Source organism: Porphyrobacter sp. GA68 (assembly GCF_022605525.1).
Lineage (GTDB): Bacteria > Pseudomonadota > Alphaproteobacteria > Sphingomonadales > Sphingomonadaceae > Qipengyuania_B.
On sequence record NZ_JAKQYJ010000002.1, the window covers coordinates 605,649 to 630,087 of the forward strand.

The window sequence follows — 24,439 nt, forward strand, 5'->3', positions numbered from 1 at the left end:
CGTTTAAGCGCCCGCCATCACCCGGTCAACGAGGTTGGTGAGCCGCTCCTGCGGATGATAGCGGATGCTTGCCGGCGGCTCCAGCCCGGCAGGCCCGTGCCCCGACGCAAAGCCGAGCTTCGCAGCCTCCCGCAGCCGGAGCGGCCCATGCGCCACCGGGCGGATCTCTCCGGCCAGCGACACCTCGCCCAGCCAGACGCTCTTGTCCGGCAACGGCTTGTCCGCAAGCGCGGACACCAGCGCCGCCGCCACGGCGAGGTCAGCCGCCGGATCGGACAGGCGATAACCGCCCGCGACATTGAGATAGACCTCCGCGCTGGAGAAGTTCAGCCCGCAACGGGACTCAAGCACCGCCAGCAGCATGGCCAACCGACCGCTGTCCCAGCCCACCACCGCCCGGCGTGGGGTGGCCCCGGACTGCAACCGCACGATCAGCGCCTGAATCTCGATCAGCACCGGGCGCGTCCCCTCCAGCGCAGGGAACACCGCGCTGCCGGCGATCGGCTGTTCACGGCCGGACAGGAACAGCATCGACGGATTGGCGACCTCTTCCAGCCCGTCACCCGCCATGGCGAATACCCCGATCTCATCCACCGCGCCAAAGCGGTTCTTGAGCGCACGAAGGATGCGGAACTGATGGCTGCGTTCGCCCTCGAAGCTCATCACCACATCGACCATATGTTCCAGCACCCGGGGACCGGCAATACTGCCGTCCTTGGTCACATGGCCTACCAGAATGAGGGCGACGCCGCTTTCCTTGGCAAAGCGGATCAGTTCGAACGCGCAGCCGCGCACCTGGCTAACCGAACCGGGCGCGCCTTCGATGGTGTCGGAATACATTGTCTGGATCGAATCGATCACCAGCAGGGCCGGCCCCACCATCTGGCCCAGCGTGCTCAGAATGTCGCGCACCGACGTGGCGGAGGCAAGCTGCACCGGCGCATCGGCAAGGCCAAGGCGGGCCGCTCGCAACCTGACCTGCCCCGTCGCCTCCTCTCCGCTGACGTAGATCGTCCCCTGCCCCGCCCGCGCCATGCGCGCTGCGGCCTGCAACAGCAGGGTGGATTTGCCGATACCCGGATCGCCGCCCATCAGAACCGCCGAACCCGGCACCAGTCCACCGCCAAGCGCCCGGTCGAACTCGGCCAGGCCGGTGGCCATGCGCTGCGGCACGGACCCGGGCTCATCCAGCCCAACGAACTGCACCGCGCGCCCTCCGCTCGACAGGTCATGTTTCTGCGAGAAGACCGTGGCCGGCGCTTCCTCCACCAGCGTGTTCCACTCCGCGCAATCCGCGCACTGCCCCTGCCACCGGTTCGTCACCGCCCCGCAGGCCTGGCAGACATATCGCCGTTTCGGTTTTGCCATGAATGCGAGCTAGTAAGAACATTTGCAGAACGCAATTGCGATTTGCGGTTTTCCCCGCCAAACACCGATCATGCGGCAAAAGGAACTGCGGATCGCCCTCGTCTGCTACGGCGGGATCAGCCTTGCCGTTTATATGCACGGCGTCACCAAGGAGTTGTGGCATCTGGCCCGTGCCAGCCGCGACTGGCATGGCGGCAAAGGCGCGGCGCGCGGCGGGGTCGAACGCGTATATGGCGAACTGCTGGCGCTGCTGAAGGAAAGTCATGGGCTGCAGCTGCGGGTGTTGCCGGACATCCTCACCGGCGCCAGCGCGGGCGGGATCAATGCCGTTTTCCTGGCCCAGGCGGTCTATTCCGGACAGTCCCTGGAACCGCTGACCGACCTGTGGCTGGAAGCGGCCGACAGCGAACAGCTCATCGATCCCGACGCCCGCCCGCTGTGGCGGTTCGCCAAAATCTGGGCGCAGCCGCTCGTCTGGTGGCTGATGCGCAGACCCGGCGGCGCGGTCGCAACCAGCGTCGCGCCGCCCATGCGCAGCGAGGTAACACGCAAGATTTCCCGTCTTATCCGCGGCCGCTGGTTCGAGCCCCCGTTTTCCGGCGATGCCTTTTCAGGTCTGTTGCTGAAGGCGCTGGACGCGATGGCGGCAGTTCCCGCCGACGAACCGCTGTTACCGCCCGCCTACCCCCTCGACCTGTATGTCACGGCCACTGATTTCCATGGCCACCGCGAACTGCTCCGGCTGAACAGCCCGCCGCTGATCGAGGAGACAGAGCACCGGTTGCCGATCGCATTTCGCCGATGGACCCCCCGGAAAGGGGGTCAGGAACTGGCTTTTCCGCTGGAACTCGTGCTGGCAGCACGCGCCACGGCCAGCTTTCCCGGGGCATTTCCGCCGCTCCAACTGGCGGAGATCGATCGTCTGGCGGAACAGCATAAACTGGAATGGCGCGGGCGCGAGGCATTCCTGCGCGCCGCGTTCAAGAGCTGGGCAGGCAGCAATCGGCTCGACGAACTGGCGCTGATCGACGGTTCGGTTCTGGTCAACGCTCCGTTTGCCGGTGCCATGGCGGGGCTGGATGGCCGGCCTGCCCAGCGGGAAGTGGACCGCCGCTTCATCTATATCGATCCCCGGCCCGACCGCGTCGGCGCGGAACGCAGCGTCGACCGCGATGCTCCTCCCGGCTTTTTCGCCACAATCTTCGGCTCGCTCTCTACCATCCCGCGCGAGCAGCCGATCCGCGACAATCTGGAAGCGCTGAATGCGCAGTCGCGCAATGCAGCCCGGCTCCGCCGCACCATTCTCGCCCTGACGCCGGAAGTGGAACGCACGGTGGAGCGATTGTTCGGCAACACCTTCTTTCTTGACCGGCCAACTCCGCGACGGCTGAAAGGGTGGCGGCGCAAGGCACAGGAAGCTGCCGCGGCACAGGCCGGCTACGCCTTTCACGCATACACGCAGGCCAAGTTCAACGGGCTGGTTCAACGCCTGGCTCGGCTGACCGCCGGCGCCAGCGGCACCATGCAGGAAAGCGATCTTCCGTTGATCGAGCTTGCACTGCAAACCGCGCTGGCGGCGGGCGGGCTCGAGCGGGTGGCGGGGAACGATGGCGGGATCAGCCCCGAAGCGGTCGCGTTTTTCCGCAGCCACGACATCGGCTTCCGTATCCGCCGGATGCGGCTGATCGCCCGCCGGCTCGCGCGCGACTGGGAACCTGCCATGGACCACCCGGAAGAGGTGCTGGAAGCCGCCCGCAACGGCATTTACCGCATCCTCGCGCTGTATGTGGAACGCGAGGACAGCCCGCCGCGCGACGCGGTGTTTACCCGCCTTGCCGGAAATGTCGTCAGCGATCCGGCGGCCGTTCTGCAGCATCTGGCCGCCAACCGCCTGCTGCCCGCCACTGACAGCCAGGCCGAACACATGCTGGCCGAAACGCTGGAAGTGTTGCCGCGGGATCTGCGGCGCAAGATGCTGCTGACGTATCTCGGTTTCCCGTTCTACGATGCGGCAACCTTCAACCTGCTGCACAACGACAGCTATGCCGAGTTCGACCCGATCAAGGTCGATCGCATTTCGCCCGACGATGCGCTGTCTATCCGTAGCGGCGGGACGAGAGCAACGCTGCGCGGGATCGAGTTCTACAATTTCGGCGCTTTCTTCAGCCGCGCTTACCGGGAAAACGATTACCTGTGGGGCCGCCTGCACGGGGCGGAGCGGATGATCGACCTGGTATTTTCCACGCTGGAGGAAGCGGCGCCTGATGCGGTCGTTGCACGCTTCAAACGGGAAGCTTTTCTGGCCATCCTTGAACAGGAGGAACAGCGGCTGACCGCCGACGCGGGCCTTGTCGCAGCCATCCGCGCGGAAGTCCTCGCCAACGGTATGGCTGCCGCAACCTAGCCGCCGAAAGCTTCCTTCAGCCGGTCGAGGAAGCCGCGCGATTGCGGGCATTGCTCGCCCGTTTCCAGTTCGCGGAATCGCTCAAGCAGTTCGCGCTGTTCACGCGTCAGCCTGGTCGGCGTCTCCACCAGCACTTCGGCCACCAGATCGCCGCGGCCGCGCCCCTGCAGCACCGGCATGCCGGCCCCGCGCTGGCGCAGCTGGCGGCCCGACTGGATGCCTGCGGGTATGTCCAGCTCAATCGTCTCGCCATCCATGCCCGGCAGGGCCACCGTTCCGCCCAAAGCGGCGGTGGAGAAGCTGACCGGAACCCTTGTGTAAAGGTTCGTGCCTTGCCGATCGAACACGGCGTGCGGGCGCACATGCAGGAAGATGTAGAGATCGCCCGGAGGGGCGCCCATCGGCCCGGCCTCGCCCTTGCCAGACAGGCGGATGCGGGTTCCGGTATCCACGCCGGGCGGTATCTCGACCGCCAGCGATTGCGGCTGGTCCACGCGCCCTTCTCCGCGGCAGCCAGCGCACGGTTTTTCGATCACCTCGCCCCGGCCGTGACAGGTCGGGCACGGCCGCTCCACCACGAAGAAGCCCTGCTTTGCCCGCACCTTGCCGAAGCCGTTGCACAGATTGCAAACCCGCGTGCCGGTGCCCGGCGCTGCGCCGCTGCCGGTGCAGGTGTCGCAAGCTACGGACACTTCGATGTCTATCTGCGTCGACTTGCCCTGGAAGGCATCGTCGAGCGAGATTTCCAGATCGTAGCGCAGGTCGGCTCCGCGGCGCGGCTGCGCACGGCCGGTCGCCCCGCCAAAGGCGCTGCCGAAGATCGTCTCGAATATATCGCCAATGTCAGCGAAGTCCTGCGACCCCGCACCCCCGCCCTGCTGAAACGCCGCGTGGCCGTAGCGATCGTAGGCGGAGCGTTTCTGCGGGTCCTTGAGGACTTCGTAAGCCGCGCTGATCTGCTTGAAACGCGCCTCCGCCGCGGCATCACCCGGGTTGCGGTCGGGATGAAACTTCATCGCCAGTTTGCGATACGCGGCCTTGATCGCCGCATCGCTCGCGCCGCGCTCCACCTCCAGCAATTCGTATAGATCGATTTCAGCCACTGCCATTTTCTACCCCGCCCAGACGCCGGAACCGCCACCGGTGCGGCGTTGCACCGGTGGCGGCTGGTTGGTCACTTCGAAGGTTCAGCCCTTCTTGTCGTCTTCGACTTCGGAGAATTCGGCATCGACCACTTCATCCGACGAACTGCCCTCTGTGCCGGCATCGGCGGCATCGGCGGCTTGCGGGGACGCGCTCGCCTGCTCCTTTTCGTAGATCTGCTGACCCATCTTCATTGCCGCCTGCGTCAATTCCTGCGCCTTGGCGTTGATGGCGTCGGCATCGTCTCCATCGAGAGCCGTCTTGGTCTCCGCAATCTTGGCTTCGACCTCGGACTTGATCGCGGCATCGATCTTGTCGCCATGCTCCTGCAGCTGCTTTTCCGTAGCATGCACCAGGCTGTCCGCCTGGTTGCGGGCTTCGGCGGAGGCACGACGCTTCTTGTCCTCTTCGGCAAACCGCTCCGCATCCTTCACCATCTGTTCGATGTCGGCATCGTTCAGGCCGCCGGACGCCTGGATGCGGATTTGCTGTTCCTTGCCCGTGCCCTTGTCCTTGGCAGACACGTTGACAATGCCGTTGGCGTCAATGTCGAACGTCACCTCGATCTGCGGCACGCCGCGCGGCGCCGGCGGAATGCCGACCAGGTCGAACTGGCCCAGCAGCTTGTTGTCGCCCGCCATTTCCCGCTCGCCCTGGAAGACGCGGATCGTCACTGCGTTCTGATTGTCCTCGGCCGTGGAGTAGGTCTGGGTCTTCTTGGTCGGGATGGTCGTGTTGCGGTCGATCATCCGGGTCATAATCCCGCCCAGCGTTTCGATCCCCAGCGAAAGCGGCGTCACGTCAAGCAGCAACACATCCTTGACGTCGCCCTGCAACACGCCGGCCTGAATGGCGGCGCCCATGGCCACCACTTCGTCAGGATTGACGCCCGTATGCGGCTTCTTGCCGAAGAAGCTTTCCACCACTTCGCGTACCTTGGGCATCCGGGTCATCCCGCCGACCAGCACGACTTCGTCGATCCCGCCCTTGTCCAGCTGCGCATCGGCCAGCGCCTTGCGGCACGGCTCAAGCGTGCGCTGGATCAGCCCGTCGACCAATTTCTCGAACTGCGACCGGGTGATCGTCTCGACCAGGTGCAGTGGCGTGGACGACCCACCTTCCATGCGGGCGGTGATGAACGGCAGGTTCACTTCCGTCTGCTGCGAACTGGACAGCTCGATCTTCGCCTTTTCCGCCGCTTCCTTCAGCCGCTGCAGCGCAAGCTTGTCCTTGCGCAGGTCCATGTTCTCTTTCTTCTGGAACTGTTCTGCGAGGTATTCGACCAAAGCCTGGTCGAAGTCCTCACCACCCAGGAAAGTGTCGCCATTGGTGGATTTCACCTCGAACACGCCGTCGCCAATCTCCAGAACGGAGATGTCGAACGTGCCGCCGCCAAGGTCGTACACGGCAATCGTCTTGCCGTCTTCCTTGTCCAGGCCATAGGCCAGCGCCGCGGCGGTGGGTTCGTTGATGATGCGCAGCACTTCCAGCCCGGCGATCTGCCCGGCGTCTTTCGTCGCCTGCCGCTGCGCGTCGTTGAAGTACGCGGGCACAGTAATCACCGCCTGCGTCACGCTTTCACCCAGATAAGCTTCGGCCGTTTCCTTCATCTTCTGAAGGATGAAGGCAGACACCTGGCTGGGCGAGTATTCAGTGCCGCCTGCCTCTACCCAGGCATCGCCATTCTTGCCCTTGACGATGTCATAGGGAACGAGATCCATGTCCTTCTTGGTCATCGGATCGTCGAAACGCCGACCGATCAGGCGCTTGACCGCGAAGATGGTGTTGTCCGGATTGGTCACGGCCTGCCGCTTCGCCGGCTGACCGATCAGCCGCTCGTTATCCTTGGTGAAGGCGACGATGGAAGGCGTGGTGCGCGCGCCTTCGGAGTTTTCGACCACCTTTGGCTTGCCGCCGTCCATGACGGCCACGCAGCTGTTGGTGGTGCCAAGGTCGATACCGATTACTTTTGCCATTATGTCCCCGTCTCGTGCGTTTTGAATCAAAAGCCCGCTGCGCAGCCCACGCAGGTGAGCAGCAGCAAAGCTCAATCTTGTCGGCGATATAGGTCGGGTTTGTGGTGGCACAAGACAAGTGCCGCGGCTATGAGGCGGCGGTACAGGACAGGAGACAAGACGGTGGCGGGCATGAAAAAGATTGTCGCGGCGTTGGCGCTGGGCGCGGGGTTGTGGGGATTATCCGCGTGCGAGCGGGCCGACGACGTTTCCGCCGTCGCTCCTGCCGACGACGGGGTCACCGTAAGCGATCCCCGCATGGTTCTGAACGCCGTATCGGGCAGACCGGCGGCGATTTACTTCACCGTGACGAACAACCGCGACCGGCCCATCACCATCCGCGGCGCTTCGGTCGCCGACGCCCAAAGCGCGGAGTTGCACGAATACATGGAATGGGATCGGCAAATGGTCATGGGTCAGATGGGGCCGCTGGTGCTGCAGCCGGGTGAAAGCGTAGAGTTCGTGCCCGGTGGCCGGCACCTGATGGCGATGGGAGTCGCGCCCACCCTGCAACCCGGCGGCACGACAGAAGTAACGCTGAACCTGCTGGGCGGCGGAAGCGAGACCTTTAGCACGCCGATCCTCGCGGCCGGCAGCGTAGCTGAAACACCGCCTCCTGTGCCGGCGGCGACTGGTGCGGCCGCAGGGCACAACCACCAGTAAGCGCACCGACATATGGATGAGGTTCCGGCGAGCTGTCCGGCCGGGGGCGAACGGCCGCTTACCCCGGGAGAGATCGCGCTTGCCCGGCAGGTCTTCGGCGACGCGCTGGACTATTCCGGCGTCGCAATACGGCGGCGCAAATGGTTTCCGCTGCAGCCCCGCCACATCACCATGGCACCGCTGGGGCACCTGCACTTTCATCCTCGATCGCCCGCCTACTGCGATGATTTTTCGAAAGTCGACGTGCTGCGCCAGGGATTGATGATCCACGAGCTGACGCACGTCTGGCAGACGCAGAGCAATGGGAAGTGGCATCTGGTATGCAAGCGCATGCCGTGGGCGCGTTACGACTACAGTCTTAAACCCGGATGGCATCTCACCCGGTACGGGATCGAACAGCAGGCCGAAATCGTGAAGCATGCCTTCTGGTTGCGACAAGGCGTCAAGGTCGCAGGAGTGGCGGACCCTGCGGCTTACGATGTGCTGGTAAACTTCAGGGGCGCGGCCCGGCCCCAATAGGGCATGAAAAATCCCGCCTGGCGCGCAGCCCGGCGGGATCGTTGCAACTTAAGCCAACTCAGCGCGGATCGACCGGGTAGCCCGCGGTGCCGAAGCAGTCGTCGTCAAGATAGCCGTTTTCGGCATAACCGTCACAGCGGTCGTTCTTGTCCACAAAATAACCGGCAAGACCGCCAGCCGCGCCGCCCGCCAAAGCGTAGGTGACCACATCGCCGCCGGTCAGCAAGGCGAGGCCCGCACCGGCTGCGGCGCCAAGACCGGCGCCTTCGGCCGCGTAGTTCTGGGCACATGCACCAAGGCCGAGCGTCGAAATCGCGAGTGCCGGGGCAAGTAACATCTTCGTTTTCATGGTTGTCCTCCTGCGTCTCCCTGTCGCAAGAGAGGACGACCTGAAAGGATGAAAGTTCCCGCTACTCCGGCTGCTTGGCCACCCCGACCAGCGCGGGGCGCAGCAGGCGGTCCTTGATCATGTAACCAGGCTGCATTTCCTGGACGACAGTACCCGGCTCGGCTTCGCTGCTGGGCACCTCGATCATCGCCTGATGCTGGTTGGGATCGAGCGGCAGGCCCATGGCCGCTATGCGCGTGATGCCATGCTGGCCCAGCACCTTTTCAAGTTCGCGCAGCGTTGCATCGATCCCGGCCAGGAAGTTCTTCACCCGCTCGTCCTCGCGCAGGTCCGCCGGAACCGATGCTATCGCACGCTGCAGATTGTCCGACACGCCCAGGATGTCGCGCGCGAAGTCGGTGGCCGCATAGCTGCGGGCATCCGCCACGTCGCGTTCCGCGCGGCGGCGCACGTTCTGCGTTTCGGCGCGGGCGTAAAGCACATCCTGCCTGGCGGCGTCGAGGTCGCGGCGAAGCGAGGCGAGCGCATCGTCGGCGGCATCCTCCCCGCTCTCCTCGTCCGCGCTCCCATCCAGCATTTCCGCCGGAACGCCCTCCAGTTCCTTTTGCACAGCCTCGTCCTGCGAAGACCGCTTTTCCTTGCTCATAGCTTTCCCGTAATTATCCGATGAGTTTGCCCAGCGAGCGGGCGGTGAAATCCACCATGGGCACAAGCCGCGCGTAATTCAACCGCGTTGGCCCGATGACGCCCAGCACACCGATCACCTGCCCGTCCCGGTCACGATAGGGCGAGGCGATGACGGACGACCCGGACAAGGCGAACAGCCGGTTTTCCGCGCCGATAAAGATGCGCGTTCCCTGCGCCTCGCGCGCGTGGTCGAGCACCTCGGCGATGGCGCGCTTGCTTTCCAGATCGTCGAGCAGCTGGCGCACCCGGTCAAGGTCCGCCACCGCTGTATCGTCGAGCAGCCTGGCCTGCCCGCGCACGATCAGCACGGGCCGGGCTTCGGCGTCCTCGCTCCAGACAGCAAGCCCGCGCTCGACCAGATCGCGGGCGGCCTCGTCGAGAGCCGTCCGCTGCGAGGCGAGTTCTTCGCGAACCCGGCGCAAGGCCTCTGCCAGAGTGCGCCCTGCCAGCCGCGCGGAAATGTAGTTGCTCGCCCGCTCCAGTTCGGCCGAGCCAATGCCCGGTGGCAGGTCCAGCATCCGGTTCTCGATCTGCCCATCTTCCCCCACCAGGATCGCCAGTGCCCGCCCGGCGGACAGCGGCACCAGGCTGAACTGGTGCAGCCGCGGCTCGCGCGTGGGCACGAACACAATGCCCGCGCCGCCCGACAGTTCGGAAAGAAGGGCACTGGTTTCTTCCAGCGCCTGCTCGACCGGGCCGCGATCCCTCAACCGTTGCCGGATCGTCTCCTGTTCCTGCGGCGTGGGCGTGCCGACCTGCATCATCGCGTCCACAAACAGGCGCAGACCGGTGGTGGTCGGCATGCGTCCCGCGCTCACATGCGGTGCGCTCAGCAGTCCGAGCTGCTCCAGCTCCGCGAGCACCGACCGGATCGACGCCGGGGACAGGTTCAACCCACCGTCTCCTGCCAGTGTCCGCGACCCAACCGGCTGGCCGGTCTCCAGATAGCCTTCCACCACCATCCGGAAGATCGCCCGCGCCCGCTCGCTCAGTTCAAGAACAGGTGGTGCCATGACGACCGATGTAGAACCAATTGCGCTGGCTGCAAATGTTGGGCAACGCATGGATCGCACTCAGACAAGTTGGAGAACATCATGCGGCCTTCCGGTCGATCCCCTGACGAAATGCGCACGGTGACGGTAGAAACGGGCTTCACCCGGCATGCCGAGGGATCGTGCCTCATCGGGTTTGGCGATACGCGGGTGCTGTGCACCGCCAGCGTAGAAGAACGGCTGCCACCCTGGTTGCGCGGCAAGGGTCAGGGCTGGGTCACGGCCGAGTATTCGATGCTGCCGCGTGCCACCCACACGCGTGGCAATCGGGAAGCCGCCAAGGGTAAGCAGTCGGGTCGTACACAGGAAATACAGCGGCTTATCGGCCGTTCCTTGCGCGCCGTGGTTGATCTGAAGGCTCTGGGAGAGCGGCAGATAACTCTCGACTGCGACGTGCTGCAGGCGGACGGCGGAACCCGCACCGCGGCGATTTCCGGCGCCTGGATCGCCTTGCGCCTGGCGGTCGATGGCCTGCTGGCGAACAAGCAGGTGGCAACCGATCCCATCACGGGCAAGGTGGCGGCGGTATCCTGCGGCATCGTCGGCGGCGTGCCGGTGCTTGACCTCGACTACCACGAAGACTCCGGCGCCGATGCGGACGCCAACTTCGTTCTTCTGGAAGGCGGCCGCATCGCAGAAGTGCAGGCGACAGCCGAAGGCGCAACCTATGACGAGGAAGCGTTGCTGCGCCTGCTGCGGCTCGCCAGGATGGGCTGCGAACGGATCTTCAGCGCGCAGGATGCCGCATCGCGGCAGAACGCCGCGTGACACGCCGTCTCGGCTCCGGCGCGCTGGTGATCGCCACGCACAACGCCGGCAAGCTGAAGGAAATTGGTGCGCTGCTGAACCCTTACGGAGTGAAGTGCCTGTCGGCCGGCTCGCTGGGCTTGCCCGAACCGGCGGAGACCGGCACGACCTTTGTGCAGAACGCTCTCATCAAGGCGCGCGCTGCGGCAGCGGCGTCCGGCCTGCCTGCCCTCGCCGATGACAGCGGGTTGGCAGTGGCGGCGCTCGACGGGCGGCCGGGCGTCTATACCGCCGACTGGGCGGAGCGGCAGTGGTTCGAAGGCGCGCCGGGCCGCGACTGGTACCTCGCGATGGGCAAGGTCGAAGGGCTGCTTCAGGCCCAGGGGCCGCAGGTCAGCCGGACAGCCGCCTTCCACTGCGTCCTGGCGATTGCCTGGCCGGATGACGCTTATGCCGTTTACGAAGGGCAGGCGCACGGCACCCTGGTGTGGCCGCCGCGTGGCAGCAGAGGTTTCGGCTACGACCCCGTTTTCGTTCCGCAGCACGGCGACCAGACCTTTGGCGAGATGGAGCCCGAGGCAAAGCACGGCATCTCGCACCGCGCCGATGCGTTCGCCAAGCTGGTGGCGGAGCAGTTTGGCGGCTAGAACATAAGACAACGCTATGGCTCGCTCGCTCTACATCCACTGGCCGTTCTGCCTGAAGAAGTGCCCTTATTGCGACTTCAACAGCCACGTCCGCGCGTCCGTCGATCAGCGGGCATGGCGTCAGGGATTGCTGACCGACATGCGTCACGAGGCTGCGCTGGCAAGTGACGGGCCGCTCACCAGCATCTTTTTCGGCGGCGGCACGCCCAGCCTGATGCCACCGGGAACCGTCGCCGCCCTGCTGGAGGAGGCGGAACGGCTGTGGGGTTTGGCACCCAATGTTGAGATCACGCTTGAAGCCAACCCGTCATCAGTGGAAGCGCAGAGGTTTGCCGACCTCGCGGCAGCGGGCGTGAACCGGGTGTCGCTGGGGGTGCAGGCGCTGGATGACGCCGCGCTGAAGTTCCTTGGGCGGCTGCACGGTGTGGACGAAGCGCTGCAGGCGCTGAACGTCGCGCAGGCGCAGTTCGAGCGCGTCAGCTTCGACCTCATCTACGCGCGTCCGGGGCAGACGCTGGCCCAATGGCGCACGGAACTGACGCGGGCGATAGCTCTGGGCACCGGGCATCTGTCGCTCTATCACCTCACCATAGAGGCAGGGACGCGCTTCGCCACGGATTACAGGCTGGGCCGATTGCGGATGCCGGACGACGACACGCAGGCGGACCTGTTTGCCGTCACGCGCGAGGTGACAGCCGCTGCCGGTCTCCCCGCGTACGAGGTAAGCAACCATGCCCGGCCCGGTGAGGAAAGCCGCCACAACCTCGCCTACTGGCGGTATGACGACTATCTCGGCATCGGTCCCGGAGCGCACGGCCGGCGCGGCGGGTTTGCGACGGTGCGGCACAAAAAACCGGAAAACTGGCTGGGCGCCATCGCCGCCTCGCACCACGGAATTGCCGAACAGCGCCCGTTGACCGCCTCGGAGGCCGTGGGCGAAGCGCTGATGATGGGGCTGAGGCTTGGCGAAGGGGTGGATCTGAACGCGCTGGAGCGGCGGTTCGGAACAGCCGCGCTGGAGGTTCTTGACCAGTCCAGGCTCGACAGGCTGGGGCAACTGGGCCTCATCTCGCATCAGGCCGGACGCATCCGCCTGACCGATGCAGGCGCGCCGTTGCTGGACGCCGTGCTGGCGGAGCTTCTGACCACAAGCGCGCTGGCGGCATGACCAAACCAACGCCGCAACAGGCCGCCCTGCTGGCCGAATGGCGCGAGCATCTCATCCACGCGCGGCGCCGTTCTCCGCATACGGTGCGCGCCTACACCGCAGCGGCGCGGCGGGTGCTCGTGGAATGTTCGTTATCCGATTGGAACGCCGTGGCGGCGCTGGACGTGTCCGCCATGCGCCGCTTCCTGACCCGGCGCCGTACGGAGGGCATCGGCAACGCGTCTGCCGCGCGCGAATTGTCGGCGGTGAAAGCCTTCGTCGCCTTTGCCGCCGGAGAAGACGGCGACACGGCCATTGCGCGAATGCGCGGCCCGCGCCTCAAAAAGGGTCTGCCGCGCCCTCTGACACCCGATGAAGCAGTGCATTTGGCCCAGGACGTCGTGGCGCGCGCGACGGAAGACTGGATCGGTCTGCGCGACCGGGCCGTGCTGCTGCTCCTGTACGGCGCAGGGTTGCGCATCGCTGAGGCGCTGTCGCTGACCGGCGCGGCCGCCACGCCCGCCGAGACGCTGCTGGTGGAGGGCAAGGGCGGCAAGCAGCGGATCGTCCCCGTCCTGCCGGTGGTGCAGGATGCCATCACCGCCTATGCCGCCGCCTGCCCGTATCCCCTCCATCCGGCCGGACCCCTGTTTCGCGGAGCCAAGGGAGGCCCGCTCAACCAGGGAATGGTGCAGAAGGTGGTGGCGCAGGCGCGCCGCGCGCTGGGTCTGCCGCCCAGTGCAACCCCCCACGCGCTGCGCCACTCGTTTGCCACGCACCTGCTGTCGGGCGGAACGGACCTTCGTTCACTGCAGGAATTGCTGGGCCACGCGAGCCTCGGCTCGACGCAGATCTATACCCGCGTGGATGCCGCGCAAATGCTGAATGTCTATCGCGCTGCCCATCCGCGCGAGAAGGCTGGCTAGGTCCGCTCGGCCCGCGGCTTCCACGTGATTACGCGGTACAGGTACCCCACCACTGCCAGCGCCGTGATCGCAATTATGAGATAGCCGATCCACTCCCGGGCAAAGGGGAATGTGCGCACCAGCCAGGTCGTCCCGCCGATCAGGATCGCGTTCCACGCCGCCGCGCCTATGGCAGTGAAGACGCAGAACCGCACAACGCCCATATGCGCCAGGCCAGCGGGGAGCGAGATCATCGTGCGCATGACCGGCGTGGTGCGCAGGATCAGCACCATCCAGTGCCCATGCCGGCGGAAGATGTCGCTTGCCCGTTCGACGTCCTGCCACTCCAGCGTCAGCCAGCGTCCGTGGCGCCGCACGAACGGTTCCAGCCGCTCGTACCCCAGCCTGTGGCCCAGCCAGAACCACGCGAAATTGCCCGCCAGTGTGCCGAGCGTGCCGGCGATGAGGACAGGCCAGAACTCCATCCGCCCCTGCTCTATGGCCAGCGCCGCGCTGCCCATGACCGCTTCGGAGGGAAGTGGCGGGAAGATGTTCTCCAGGGCCATCATCACCGCAATGCCGATGAGACCCAGCCGGTCGATGAGATCGATTACGAAGTCGTGCATGGCCAATCAGGCCCGTTGGGCTCTCATGGTTCCATGTCGGCGTTCGATTGCATCCCAGATTTTGCCGGCGCTATCGGTGCCGTTGAACCGGTCGATGGCAACGATGCCGGTGGGAGAAGTGACGTTGATTTCGGTCAGCCACTTGCCGCCAATGACGTCAATGCCGACGAAGACCAGCCCGCGCCGCCGCAATTCCGGGCCGATGGCGGCGCAGATCTCCTCCTCGCGCGCGGTCAGCACCGCCGGCTCGGCATAGCCGCCCTGCGCCAGGTTGGAACGGAACTCCCCCTCCCCGGGCTTCCGGTTGATGGCGCCCGCGAACTCGCCGTCAATGAGGACGATGCGCTTGTCCCCCTCTGCCACCTCCGGCAGGAACGGCTGCACCATGTGCGGCTCGGGCCAGATGCGGTCGAATACCTCTGACAGGGCGGCCAGATTGGTTCCGTCCGCTTCGATACGGAAAATCGCCTTGCCGCCGTTGCCGTGCAGCGGTTTGACCACCACCGCCCCGTGCTCCGCCTGAAAACGCCGGATTTCCTCCGTATCGCGGGTGACAAGCGTCGGCGGCATGAACCGGGCGAAATCCAGCACGAACATCTTTTCCGGCGCGTTGATCACTTCGCGCGGATCGTTCACCACCAGCGTTTGTCCGCGCAACCGGTCGAGCAGAAGGGCGGTACTGATGTAGCCGAGGTCAAACGGCGGGTCCTGCCGCATCAGCACCACGTCCATGTCGCGGGCCAGATCGACACGCCGCGCATCGCCCGCCGTGTAATGATCGCCGTCGACCCGGCGCACTTCCACCGGCGTCGCCAGTGCGGTCAGCATTTCCGCCCCGTCTGCGGTAGTCCGCAGCGCCACGCTGCTGACATCGTAATGCCAGATCTGATGTCCGCGCGCCTGCGCCGCCAGCATCAGCGCGAAGCTGGAATCGCCCGCAATGTTGATCGAGGCGATGGGGTCCATCTGGAAGGCGGCGCGAAGGGTCATTAAACAGCTTTCAGGGTTGCCAGGCATTGCGGATGTGGCGCGGCTCCGCGTCCGGCGCAAGCAGCAGAACATCAACAGTCAGGTTGTCACCCTGCTGCACGTAATCGTGCGCCACCGCCTCGGCCGCAGCCGCGACCCGGCTGAGGCGCCGTTCGTCGATGGCGTCCGCCAGCTGCGCCGCTGCCCGGCGCCACTTGACTTCAACAAACGCCACCAGCCCGGGGCGGCGCACGACAAGGTCGATTTCGCCAACCGGCGTCCGGCGCCGCCGGGCCAGCACCTCCCAACCCTGCTGCTGCAGGTAATCGGCGGCGGCATCTTCCGCGCGCCGGCCCGCCTGCTCCGCCTGTTGCCGCTTCACGATTGACGCAACTCAAGCGCCAACTGGTAAAGCGTCTTGCGATCGAGACCGGTCTCACGCGCGACCTGCGCCGCCGCCTGCGACGGCTTGCTGGTTTGCAGCGCAGCCCGCAGCAGGGCGTCAGCGTTCACCTCGTCCGGTGCCTGAGGTGCTGGAGGTCCGACCAGCAACACAATCTCGCCTCGCGGCGGAGCGGTTTCGTAATGCCGCGCCAGGGTCGCTGCCGGCCCGGTCCTGCACTCCTCGTGCAGCTTGGTCAGTTCCCGCGCGATGGCCACTTCGCGATCGGGCCAAAGGGCCGCGACAGCATCGAGGCTGCGAACGAGCCGGGGGCCGCTTTCATAGAACACCAGCGTCGCCCGAATCCCGGCAAGTTCCTCCAGCGTCTGCCGGCGCGCGCTGTCCTTGGCTGGAAGGAATCCTGCAAACAGGAACCGGTCAGTTGGCAAACCGGCCACCGTCAGCGCTGCAACGGCCGCGCAGGGTCCGGGCAAGGTCGTAGCCGCGACACCGGCCTCCCGCGCCTCGCGCACCAGCCGGTATCCAGGGTCGGAAATGAGCGGAGTACCCGCATCGCTGACAAGGGCAACCGCCTGATCCCGCATCTGCGCGATGAGGTCGGCCCGCGCTGCGGCCGAGGCATGGTCGTCGTGGCGCCACAACCGTTTGGACAAGCCGAGATGTTTCATCAGCTTGCCGGTTACCCGCGTGTCCTCGCAGGCCACAATATCGCATGCTGTCAACACGTCGACCGCCCGGCTTGTGATGTCGCCAAGATTGCCAATCGGGGTCGCGACGATGTACAGCCCCGGTTCGAGGCGTGGTCCAGTGTCACGACCGCACGCAGAGGTATCAGGGCTGCTCACCGAGCCCTTTTGAACATGCCAGGGAGAGGCGGCAAGCATGAACAGAACCGCTGGAACCATTGGAGTTACAAGGCGCGCCGCTGCGCTCGGCATCGCGGCGATGCTGGCGGGTTGCGCCGTGGTGCCGAAAACCACGGCTCCCCTGCCGCGGGCAGATCGTCCACCGGCCCCGCTACCGGGTGAAACCGTGCTGCCCCCGAGCGGCGAAACGCGGCACCGCGTGGCTCTCCTCGTGCCGCTGTCGGGCGAGAACCAGGCCGTGGGTCAGTCGCTTGCCAACGCCACGGCGATGGCGCTGCTCGACACCGATGCCGACAATCTGCGGATCACGACCTATGACACGGCCGGCAACGGTGGACCGGCCGCCGCGGCGGAGCGGGCAGTGCGCGATGGCAATGCGCTGATACTCGGCCCCTTGCTGCGTGAACATGTCGGCCCGGTGGTGGAGGCTGCGCGCAGCCGCAATGTGCCGGTCGTCAGTTTTTCCAATGACACGGGAGTCGCCGGGTCGGGTGCATTCATCATGGGGATCAGTCCGGAACAGTCGGTGGCCCGCTCCATCCGCTTCGCGCGTGCGCAGGGGGCACAAACGTTTGCCGCGCTTATCCCGGAAGGGGATTATGGCGCCCGCGCAGAAGCCGCCTTTCGCCAAAGTGTTGCGGCGGCGGGCGGACGGGTCGCGGCGGTGGAAACATTCGCCCGGCAGAACACCTCCATCGTCAGCGCGGCGCGCCGGGTCAGAGCGGCGGGGGCGGTGGACGCGGTGTTCATCGCGGACAGCGCCGCACTTGCCGCCCGGGCCGCGCCCGAGCTGGGTGCAGGTGTGCGGATCATCGGCAATGAGTTGTGGGCGGGCGACAACAATCTGGCGAGGAACAGCGCGCTCAGGAACGCAATATTCGCCAGCGTCCCGGACAACAATTTCGCGCGTTTCGCGGAAAGCTATCGCGCGCGTTTCGGATCGGCTCCCTTCCGCATCGCGACCCTGGGGTACGACGCGGTGCTGCTGACGTTGAATGTCGCGCAAGACTGGCGGGTGGGAACCCCGTTCCCGGTCAGGGCGCTGGTCGACGACGGCGGCTTCCTTGGCCTGGACGGCCCGTTCCGGTTCACCCGGCAGGGCGTGGGCGAACGCGGAATGGAAGTCAGGCAGGTGCGCGCAAATGGCGTGACGGTTCTCGATCCCACTCCGGCAAACTTCCGCCAGTGATGCAGTTTGCGGGGGAGAAAACCCCGAGCGTTCCACTTGCGTTCTTGTCAGACGCCATCCGGCTGTCGATATACTGCCTCACATGACCGATGATCTGTTCGACAAGCTGCCAAGTGCCAGCGACGGCAGCTACGATGCTTCTTCCATCGAAGTGCTTGAGGGGCTGGAGCCGGTGCGGCGGCGACCAGGCATGTACATCGGCGGAACCGATGACCGCGCCCTGCATCATCTGGCCGCCGAAGTGCTGGACAATGCCATGGACGAAGCGGTGGCGGGTCACGCCAGCCGCATCGAAGTGCGTCTGGACGAAGGCAATCGGCTGACTATCAGCGACAACGGCCGCGGCATTCCGGTCGACGAACACCCGAAGTTTCCCGGCAAGTCCACGCTGGAGGTGATCCTGGGCACACTCCATTCTGGCGGAAAGTTTTCCGGCAAGGCCTACGCCACCAGCGGCGGCCTGCACGGCGTCGGGATCAGTGTGGTCAATGCGCTGTCGAAGCATACCAGGGTCGAAGTTGCGCGCGACCGGCAACTCTGGGTGCAGGAGTTCAGCCGGGGGCAGACGCTCGGCCGCCTGGAAAGCGCCGGAGCAGCTCCAAACCGGCGGGGCACCACTGTAGCGTTCACCCCCGACCCCGAGATTTTCGGCGACCGCCAGTTCAGCGCAAAGCGCCTGTTCAGGCTTGCCCGGTCCAAGGCGTATCTGTTTGCCGGAGTGGAAATCCGCTGGCGCTGCGCCGACAGCTTGGCCAGCGAAGACGTGCCCGCAGAGGCCGTCTTTCGCTTTCCCGGCGGCCTGGCCGATCACCTCGCCGAACAGATCGGAGGGCGGGAATGCGTAACAGCGGAACCGTTCGCGGGCAGGCAGGACTTTCCCAGGAACGACAGCGGTGAGCATCAGGGACGGGTCGAATGGGCGATCGCCTGGCCGCTCTATTCCGACGGCGCGACCAGCTGGTACTGCAACACCGTGCCCACGCCCGATGGCGGCACCCATGAACAGGGTCTGCGCGCCGTCCTGACCAAGGGGCTGCGCGCCTTTGCCGACATCGTGGGGCAGCGCAAGGCCAAGGACATCACTGCCGACGACGTGATGAACGGGGCGGAGGTGATGCTCTCCGTCTTCATCCGCGACCCTTCTTTCCAGTCGCAGACCAAGGACCGGCTGACCTCACCCGATGCGGCGCGCCTGGTCGAAAGCGCGGTACGCGATCACTTCGACCACTTCCTCGCCGACAATCCCGAACGCGGCAAGGCGCTGCTCGGCCAGGTGATGGAGCGGATGGACGAACGCCTGCGCCGCAAGGCGGAGCGCGAGATTAAGCGCAAGACCGCCACCAGCGCCAAGAAGCTGCGCCTGCCGGGCAAGCTGACGGACTGTTCCGGCGAAGGGGGCGGCGAAACCGAACTGTTCATCGTTGAAGGCGACTCCGCCGGCGGCAGCGCCAAGCAGGCGCGCGACCGCAAGACGCAGGCCATCCTGCCGATCCGCGGCAAGATCCTGAACGTCGCCTCCGCCTCGCGCGACAAGATCTACGCCAACAACGAGATTGCCGATCTCATCCAGGCGCTGGGTTGCGGCACCCGCAAGGATTGCGATCCCGATGCGCTGCGCTACGACCGCATCGTCATCATGACGGACGCCGATGTGGACGGCGCGCACATCGCCACCTTGCTGATGACCTTCTTCTTTCAGGAAATGTCGGAACTGGTCCGGCGCGGACACCTGTTCCTGGCGCAGCCGCCGCTGTACCGCCTGACGAACGGCAAGGAGAGCCGGTACGCCCGCGACGATCTGCACCGGGCCGAACTGGAAGCAACGGTGTTCAAGGGCAAAAAGGTCGAAGTCGGTCGCTTCAAGGGTCTGGGCGAGATGAACCCGCAACAGCTGCGCGAGACGACCATGGCGCCCGAAAGCCGCAGCCTGATCCGCATCACCCTGCCGCCAGAGTTCGAACAACGCGCGGCGGTAAAGGAGCTGGTCGATCAGTTGATGGGACGCAACCCGGAACACCGCTTCAACTTCATTCAGAACCGCGCCGGGGAAGTGGACCGCGAACTTATCGACGCCTGAGGAACCTTTTGGGGGAGGAACGAAGATGTGGAGGGCATGTTTTGCCACCGCGGTGCCGATGGTAGTGACTTCTCTGGCGGCGCTGCCGGTCAGCGCAACCGGGTGGTTCGGCCCGCCCGACGCGTCGGGCATTCCCCTCCTCCCCGCGGATGCGGAAGAATCGCTGGCGCTTGGACCGGAATGATGCGGCCGGCCAACTTGCCACGCGCCCGCATGCCCGTTACGCGCGCACCATGTCCCCAAGCCAGGATACCAGATGACACAGCGTTTCGAAGGCACGCAATCCTACATCGCGACCGAAGATCTGAAGGTTGCCGTCAACGCGGCGGTGACGCTTCGCCGCCCGCTGCTGGTCAAGGGTGAACCAGGCACGGGCAAGACGGTGCTGGCGCAGGAAATCGCCCGTGCCATCGACGCTCCGCTGATCGAGTGGAACGTGAAATCCACGACCAAGGCGCAGCAGGGTCTTTACGAATACGACGCGGTCGCCCGCCTGCGCGACGGGCAGCTTGGTGATGAGCGGGTGCATGACATCGGCAACTACATCAAGCGTGGCAAGTTGTGGGATGCGTTCACGTCCGAACGCCTGCCCGTCCTGCTGATCGACGAGATCGACAAGGCGGATATCGAATTTCCCAACGACCTGCTCCAGGAACTCGACCGGATGAGCTTCGACGTGTACGAGACAGGAGAGCGGGTGGCCGCCCGCGAACGGCCGATCGTTGTCATCACGTCGAACAATGAAAAGGAACTGCCCGACGCGTTCCTGCGCCGGTGCTTCTTCCACTACATCAAGTTTCCCGACCGCGAGACGATGCAGGCCATCATCGACGTGCACTTCCCCGGCATCCAGAAACGCCTGGTGGCCGAGGCGATGAACATCTTCTATGACCTGCGCGAAGTGCCGGGGTTGAAGAAGAAGCCATCCACCAGCGAGCTGCTCGACTGGCTCAAGCTGCTCCTGAACGAGGACATGCCGCTCGAAGTGCTGCAGGATCGCGATCCGACCAAGGCGATCCCGCCGCTCCATGGCGCGCTGCTCAAGAACGAACAGGATGTGATGCTGTTCGAACGGCTCGCCTTCATGGCGCGGCGCAAGAGCTGACGGCTACAGCCGGTAGGCGATTTCCAGATCGCCCCATCGGCGGCCGCCGATCCTGAGCGGGCGGTACACGTTGCGCACCACCTGATACGTCTGCCCATCGTTTTCCTGACGGTAAACGGCCATCATGTATGGTGCCTCGCTCTTCTTGGCCTTGCGATCCATTGTGTCGAACAGGATGCGCCCGTTGCGGCAGTTCGCCGTATCGTGGGCAAGGTCGCCCGTCGGCGGTTGAGAGAACCGCGACATATGGGTGGGCAGATACCCGTTCATGTCGGTGCACGCCGCGGCAAAGATACGCGGGTCCGCCGCGACCGCGCGATCCAGCAGCGGGCGCCAGTTGCGATCGGCCCATAGTGTCAGCGTTGTCTCAAACCGCTGGGGGCGGCTGTTCGCGATGTTGCGATAATCGGTGTCGAACAGCTGGTGAAGGGTCAACGATCCTTCTGCCAGCGCTGCTTCGGCCGCCTCTTCGACAGCGGCCGCGAACTGGTGCGCCACGTCCACCATGCGGCTGTCATCGGGAGAAAGGCCGGCGTGGACGATCCGGTCGAACATCTCGCAGGCGGTGATTTCCAGCTCGTCCACCCGCCGGCCGGCTTGGCGCAGGCTCGCCTCGTTGGTGTCGGACGCCTGGTCGAAACTGGTCAGGACCTGGTGCACGGCAGCCACATGGGCGGTGATGGTGCCGGTCGCCCGTGCGATCTGTTCGTTGTGGCCGTCCACTTCATGCACAAGACCGGTCACCCCGGAAATGGTTGCCATGATGCTGTTGACGGACGTGCGCGCCTGCTGGTTTGCTTCAGTTCCGCGTTCGATGCGCTGGACGACCTCGCCCGCTTCCACTCCTAACGCCTCGACCGTCCGGCCGATCTCGTCCGTGGCCTTGCGCGTCTGTGCGGCCAGATTCTTGACCTCGCCGGCGACCACCGCGAAAGTGCGCCCTGCGTCCCCGGCCCGCGCCGCCTCGATTGTGGCGTTCAGCGCAAGGATGTTGGTGGTTTCCGCGATGTCTTCAATGTCGAGCGCGCTGCGCCGCACCTGGCTCATCGCGGAGGCGAAGCCAGTCACGTGGGTGCCCAACGCTTCGACCAGATCAAGCAGTTCGGTGATCTGCACCAGCGACGCCTGAATGAGGTCCGACCCTTCACCCAGCCGGGCAATCGCGCGGGCGGACAACAGGCGCGCTTCGTCACTGGCGTGGCTGACGCGTTCCTGGTCATCGTTGAGAGCGCGTACCGTTTCCTGCAGGGCGCGGTGTTCTTCGCGCAGCCGCTCCCCCGTGGCGAGCACGCCGTCTAGGATGCCGGCCACATCGCTGCACCCGATCGTCACATCGGCGCACCGGTGAGGAATCGCCTCAAGCGCGGCCGGAACGAAGTCGTGTTGCTGCAACATGTTGATAGTGCCTCGCTGGTTGCGGCGTGATGTAGGCGGCTGCCGGTTAATTTTGACTAAAGCGACGGCTTGAGGCAGCAGGGCAGTCATGTTCTTCAACTTCGTCGACGAGCTGCGCGCCGCAGGGATTGCCGCCAGTTTCAAGGAGCACCTCACCCTGCTCGAGGCGCTGGACCGCGGCATCATCGAGCAGACGCCCGAAGCGTTCTACTACTTGTCGCGCGCCACTTTCGTTAAGGATGAAGGGCTGCTGGACCGGTTCGATCAGGTTTTTGCGAAGGTATTCAAGGGCGTGCTGACCGATTATGGTCAGAATCCGGTGGATGTTCCCGAAGAATGGCTGAAGGCAGTCGCCGAGAAGTTCCTGACGCCCGAGGAGATGGAGCAGATCAAGTCGCTGGGTGACTGGGACGAGATCATGGACACGCTGAAGAAGCGGCTGGAGGAACAGGAAGGACGCCATCAGGGCGGCAACAAGTGGATCGGCACGGGTGGCACATCGCCGTTCGGCAATTCCGGCTACAACCCCGAAGGCGTCAGGATCGGCGGCGAAAGCCGGCACAAGCGCGCGATCAAGGTATGGGACAAGCGCGAGTTCAGGAACCTCGACAACACGCGCGAACTGGGCACCCGCAACATCAAGATGGCGCTGCGACGCCTCCGCCGCTTTGCCCGCGAAGGGGCGGCGGATCAGCTGGACCTCGACGCCACCATCAGCGGCACCGCCAAGCAGGGATGGCTGGACATCCACATGCGGCCCGAACGGCGCAATGCGGTCAAGCTGCTGCTGTTTCTGGACGTGGGGGGGTCGATGGATCCGTTCGTCCGTCTGGTCGAGGAGCTGTTCAGCGCGGCAACCGCCGAGTTCAAGAACCTGGAGTTCTTCTACTTTCACAACTGCCTGTACGAAGGCGTGTGGAAGGACAACCGGCGCCGCTGGCAGGAACGGACGAAAACCTGGGACGTGCTCCACAAGTATGGCCACGACTACAAGGTCGTGTTCGTGGGTGATGCCGCGATGAGTCCCTACGAAATCACCCACCCCGGCGGCAGCGTCGAGCACATGAACGAGGAAGCAGGCGCGGTGTGGTTGCAGCGCGTGACAAACACCTATCCAGCGACTGTCTGGCTGAACCCTGTGCCGGAAACACAATGGGGCTATTCCCAATCCACCAGGATGATCAGGCAGTTGGTAAATGACCGGATGTACCCGCTGACGCTCGACGGGCTGGACGCGGCAATGCGGGAGCTGAGTCGCAAGCAGGGCTAGCGGCGGCAGGGACGTTGCGGCACCATTTTTCCGGACACGCAATTCGTCGATAGCGTCCACCGTGGCTTGCCTATATTGAGCGGCGATGGACCTTCAGCTGTTCGTCATCTGCGTGCTGACCTTTGTCATCCACCTCATCGGCACGCTGGCCTATGCCGCACGCATCGCGGGGGTCAGGACGCGGCGGATCGCCATGAGCTTTGCGCTGTTCAACATTCTGGTCCTGATCTCACGCACCTCCAACGGCTTTCTGGGGCCGTTCCTCGCCAAGCGGATAGAGACGCGGCTCCTGGATGGCGGTGGCGCGCAGCTTGCGGACGACTTCCGCATCGTGCTGGGCACCGCGACGCTGGCGGTCGCGATCGGCATCGTGCTGGTACCCACGGCGCAGCGCCTGTTTGCGAGCGCCATCGGCCATTTCCAGCGGCACCGTTCGACCACCCGGCTGCTGCTGCGCAGCGCAACGCCCGCCGGGCTGGCCACCTTGCGCGATGCAGCCGTTGTTCCGGCCCGCGCGCACCTGGCCGCCCTGCGCCGCCCGCTGGGCGTGTCGAAACGGGTTCTTCTGGCCAATATGCTGGCTCAGGCGCTGCTGGTGGTCGGGGTGCTGGCGTCGCTGTACGCAGGCTACCTCGCCCCCGAGTTCCGCGTCACCGCCTCGCAACTGTCGGCGGTGGTGAACGGTTTTGCGACCATCCTGCTGTTCGCGCTGATCGATCCGCAACTGTCGGTGATGACCGACGATGTGGCCGAAGGTCGCCTGGACGAAGCACTGTTCCGGCGCACCATCACCTGGATTTCGCTTAGCCGGCTGGCAGGAACGATCCTGGCACAGATCGTCTTCCTGCCCGCAGCGGCGGCGATCGCGTGGATCGCCGTGCACGTCTGACGCG

Annotated in this window: 24 protein-coding genes; 13 read left to right on the forward strand and 11 right to left on the reverse strand. The window is 65.2% G+C overall.

Annotated features, from left to right (window positions below; all coding sequences use genetic code 11):
* Window positions 1-3 precede the first annotated feature (3 nt).
* The gene (gene radA / locus LHJ54_RS10680) at window positions 4-1,368 is read right to left on the reverse strand and encodes a DNA repair protein RadA (protein WP_228243884.1); all 1,365 of its coding nucleotides are present in this window, start codon (window positions 1,366-1,368) and stop codon (window positions 4-6) included.
* A 70-nt stretch (window positions 1,369-1,438) separates the two neighbouring features.
* Here radA and LHJ54_RS10685 point away from each other — a divergent pair, with 70 nt between their 5' ends.
* Entirely contained in the window at window positions 1,439-3,772 is a 2,334-nt protein-coding gene (locus LHJ54_RS10685; protein ID WP_228243885.1) for a patatin-like protein, read from the forward strand.
* On the opposite strand, the gene dnaJ is transcribed toward LHJ54_RS10685, so the two are convergent.
* The gene (dnaJ, locus tag LHJ54_RS10690; RefSeq protein ID WP_228243886.1) at window positions 3,769-4,881 is read right to left on the reverse strand and encodes a molecular chaperone DnaJ; all 1,113 of its coding nucleotides are present in this window, start codon (window positions 4,879-4,881) and stop codon (window positions 3,769-3,771) included. The two genes, LHJ54_RS10685 and dnaJ, sit on opposite strands and share 4 nt — an antisense overlap.
* A 78-nt stretch (window positions 4,882-4,959) precedes the next feature.
* Window positions 4,960-6,891 carry a molecular chaperone DnaK gene (gene dnaK / locus LHJ54_RS10695; protein ID WP_228243887.1) on the reverse strand — a complete coding sequence of 644 codons (1,932 nt, stop codon included), beginning with the start codon at window positions 6,889-6,891 and terminating at the stop codon, window positions 4,960-4,962.
* Window positions 6,892-7,062: 171 nt separating this feature from the next.
* Between dnaK and LHJ54_RS10700 the strand changes: the two genes are divergently transcribed.
* Both LHJ54_RS10700 and LHJ54_RS10705 read left to right on the forward strand, forming a co-directional pair.
* On the forward strand, window positions 7,063-7,593 hold the full coding sequence (locus LHJ54_RS10700; protein ID WP_228243888.1) for a copper chaperone PCu(A)C: 531 nt from the start codon (window positions 7,063-7,065) through the stop codon (window positions 7,591-7,593).
* 12 nt (window positions 7,594-7,605) lie between these two features.
* Window positions 7,606-8,112 carry a vgr related protein gene (locus LHJ54_RS10705; protein WP_228243889.1) on the forward strand — a complete coding sequence of 169 codons (507 nt, stop codon included), beginning with the start codon at window positions 7,606-7,608 and terminating at the stop codon, window positions 8,110-8,112.
* A gap of 58 nt (window positions 8,113-8,170) precedes the next feature.
* Here LHJ54_RS10705 and LHJ54_RS10710 read toward each other — a convergent pair whose 3' ends face one another.
* The 3 genes from LHJ54_RS10710 to hrcA form a co-directional block, all read right to left on the reverse strand.
* On the reverse strand, window positions 8,171-8,461 hold the full coding sequence (locus tag LHJ54_RS10710) for a glycine zipper domain-containing protein (RefSeq protein ID WP_228243890.1): 291 nt from the start codon (window positions 8,459-8,461) through the stop codon (window positions 8,171-8,173).
* A 61-nt stretch (window positions 8,462-8,522) separates the two neighbouring features.
* Entirely contained in the window at window positions 8,523-9,107 is a 585-nt protein-coding gene (gene grpE / locus LHJ54_RS10715; protein WP_228243891.1) for a nucleotide exchange factor GrpE, read from the reverse strand.
* Window positions 9,108-9,120: 13 nt separating this feature from the next.
* Window positions 9,121-10,161, reverse strand: a complete 1,041-nt coding sequence (gene hrcA, locus LHJ54_RS10720; protein WP_228243892.1) for a heat-inducible transcriptional repressor HrcA — start codon at window positions 10,159-10,161, stop codon at window positions 9,121-9,123.
* Between the two features lie 81 nt (window positions 10,162-10,242).
* Here hrcA and rph point away from each other — a divergent pair, with 81 nt between their 5' ends.
* Genes rph through LHJ54_RS10740 form a run of 4 tightly spaced genes read left to right on the forward strand, consistent with a single transcriptional unit; the run spans window position 10,243 to window position 13,667 of the window.
* Window positions 10,243-10,968 (forward strand): ribonuclease PH, encoded by a 726-nt coding sequence (gene rph / locus LHJ54_RS10725; protein ID WP_228243893.1) that lies wholly within the window; start codon window positions 10,243-10,245, stop codon window positions 10,966-10,968.
* Window positions 10,965-11,594 (forward strand): RdgB/HAM1 family non-canonical purine NTP pyrophosphatase, encoded by a 630-nt coding sequence (gene rdgB / locus LHJ54_RS10730; protein ID WP_228243894.1) that lies wholly within the window; start codon window positions 10,965-10,967, stop codon window positions 11,592-11,594. The genes rph and rdgB overlap by 4 nt, the downstream gene beginning before the upstream one ends.
* 16 nt (window positions 11,595-11,610) lie before the next feature.
* Window positions 11,611-12,762: a radical SAM family heme chaperone HemW gene (gene hemW, locus LHJ54_RS10735; RefSeq protein ID WP_228243895.1), complete on the forward strand. Its 1,152-nt coding sequence runs from the start codon at window positions 11,611-11,613 to the stop codon at window positions 12,760-12,762.
* On the forward strand, window positions 12,759-13,667 hold the full coding sequence (locus LHJ54_RS10740) for a tyrosine recombinase XerC (protein ID WP_228243896.1): 909 nt from the start codon (window positions 12,759-12,761) through the stop codon (window positions 13,665-13,667). Before hemW ends, LHJ54_RS10740 begins: the two co-directional genes overlap by 4 nt.
* On the opposite strand, the gene LHJ54_RS10745 is transcribed toward LHJ54_RS10740, so the two are convergent.
* From LHJ54_RS10745 to rsmI, 4 genes are read right to left on the reverse strand one after another with little or no spacing between them, the layout of a single operon-like run.
* Complete coding sequence (locus tag LHJ54_RS10745) at window positions 13,664-14,272, reverse strand: DedA family protein (RefSeq protein ID WP_228243897.1); 609 nt, start codon at window positions 14,270-14,272, stop codon at window positions 13,664-13,666. The two genes, LHJ54_RS10740 and LHJ54_RS10745, sit on opposite strands and share 4 nt — an antisense overlap.
* Before the next feature lie 6 nt (window positions 14,273-14,278).
* Window positions 14,279-15,262: a glutathione synthase gene (gene gshB, locus LHJ54_RS10750; RefSeq protein ID WP_228243898.1), complete on the reverse strand. Its 984-nt coding sequence runs from the start codon at window positions 15,260-15,262 to the stop codon at window positions 14,279-14,281.
* 10 nt (window positions 15,263-15,272) lie between these two features.
* Complete coding sequence (locus tag LHJ54_RS10755) at window positions 15,273-15,623, reverse strand: YraN family protein (protein ID WP_228243899.1); 351 nt, start codon at window positions 15,621-15,623, stop codon at window positions 15,273-15,275.
* Entirely contained in the window at window positions 15,620-16,489 is an 870-nt protein-coding gene (rsmI, locus tag LHJ54_RS10760) for a 16S rRNA (cytidine(1402)-2'-O)-methyltransferase (protein WP_228243901.1), read from the reverse strand. Before rsmI ends, LHJ54_RS10755 begins: the two co-directional genes overlap by 4 nt.
* 37 nt (window positions 16,490-16,526) lie before the next feature.
* On the opposite strand from rsmI, the gene LHJ54_RS10765 reads away from it, so the two are divergent.
* The 4 genes from LHJ54_RS10765 (at window position 16,527) to LHJ54_RS10780 (ending at window position 20,881) form a co-directional block, all read left to right on the forward strand.
* Window positions 16,527-17,699, forward strand: coding sequence for a penicillin-binding protein activator (locus tag LHJ54_RS10765; RefSeq protein WP_228243902.1), 1,173 nt, complete (start codon window positions 16,527-16,529; stop codon window positions 17,697-17,699).
* An 82-nt stretch (window positions 17,700-17,781) separates the two neighbouring features.
* Window positions 17,782-19,776 (forward strand): DNA topoisomerase IV subunit B, encoded by a 1,995-nt coding sequence (gene parE / locus LHJ54_RS10770; protein WP_228243904.1) that lies wholly within the window; start codon window positions 17,782-17,784, stop codon window positions 19,774-19,776.
* Window positions 19,777-19,834: 58 nt separating this feature from the next.
* Window positions 19,835-19,960, forward strand: a complete 126-nt coding sequence (locus LHJ54_RS10775) for a hypothetical protein (protein ID WP_277754168.1) — start codon at window positions 19,835-19,837, stop codon at window positions 19,958-19,960.
* A gap of 72 nt (window positions 19,961-20,032) precedes the next feature.
* Window positions 20,033-20,881 (forward strand): MoxR family ATPase, encoded by an 849-nt coding sequence (locus LHJ54_RS10780; protein ID WP_228243905.1) that lies wholly within the window; start codon window positions 20,033-20,035, stop codon window positions 20,879-20,881.
* Between the two features lie 3 nt (window positions 20,882-20,884).
* On the opposite strand, the gene LHJ54_RS10785 is transcribed toward LHJ54_RS10780, so the two are convergent.
* Entirely contained in the window at window positions 20,885-22,276 is a 1,392-nt protein-coding gene (locus tag LHJ54_RS10785; RefSeq protein WP_228243907.1) for a methyl-accepting chemotaxis protein, read from the reverse strand.
* 88 nt (window positions 22,277-22,364) lie between these two features.
* Here LHJ54_RS10785 and LHJ54_RS10790 point away from each other — a divergent pair, with 88 nt between their 5' ends.
* A complete protein-coding gene (locus LHJ54_RS10790) occupies window positions 22,365-23,546 on the forward strand; it encodes a VWA domain-containing protein (protein ID WP_228243908.1) in 1,182 nt (393 codons plus the stop codon).
* Window positions 23,547-23,631: 85 nt separating this feature from the next.
* The gene (locus LHJ54_RS10795; RefSeq protein ID WP_228243909.1) at window positions 23,632-24,435 is read left to right on the forward strand and encodes a lipid II flippase Amj family protein; all 804 of its coding nucleotides are present in this window, start codon (window positions 23,632-23,634) and stop codon (window positions 24,433-24,435) included.
* Window positions 24,436-24,439 lie beyond the last annotated feature (4 nt).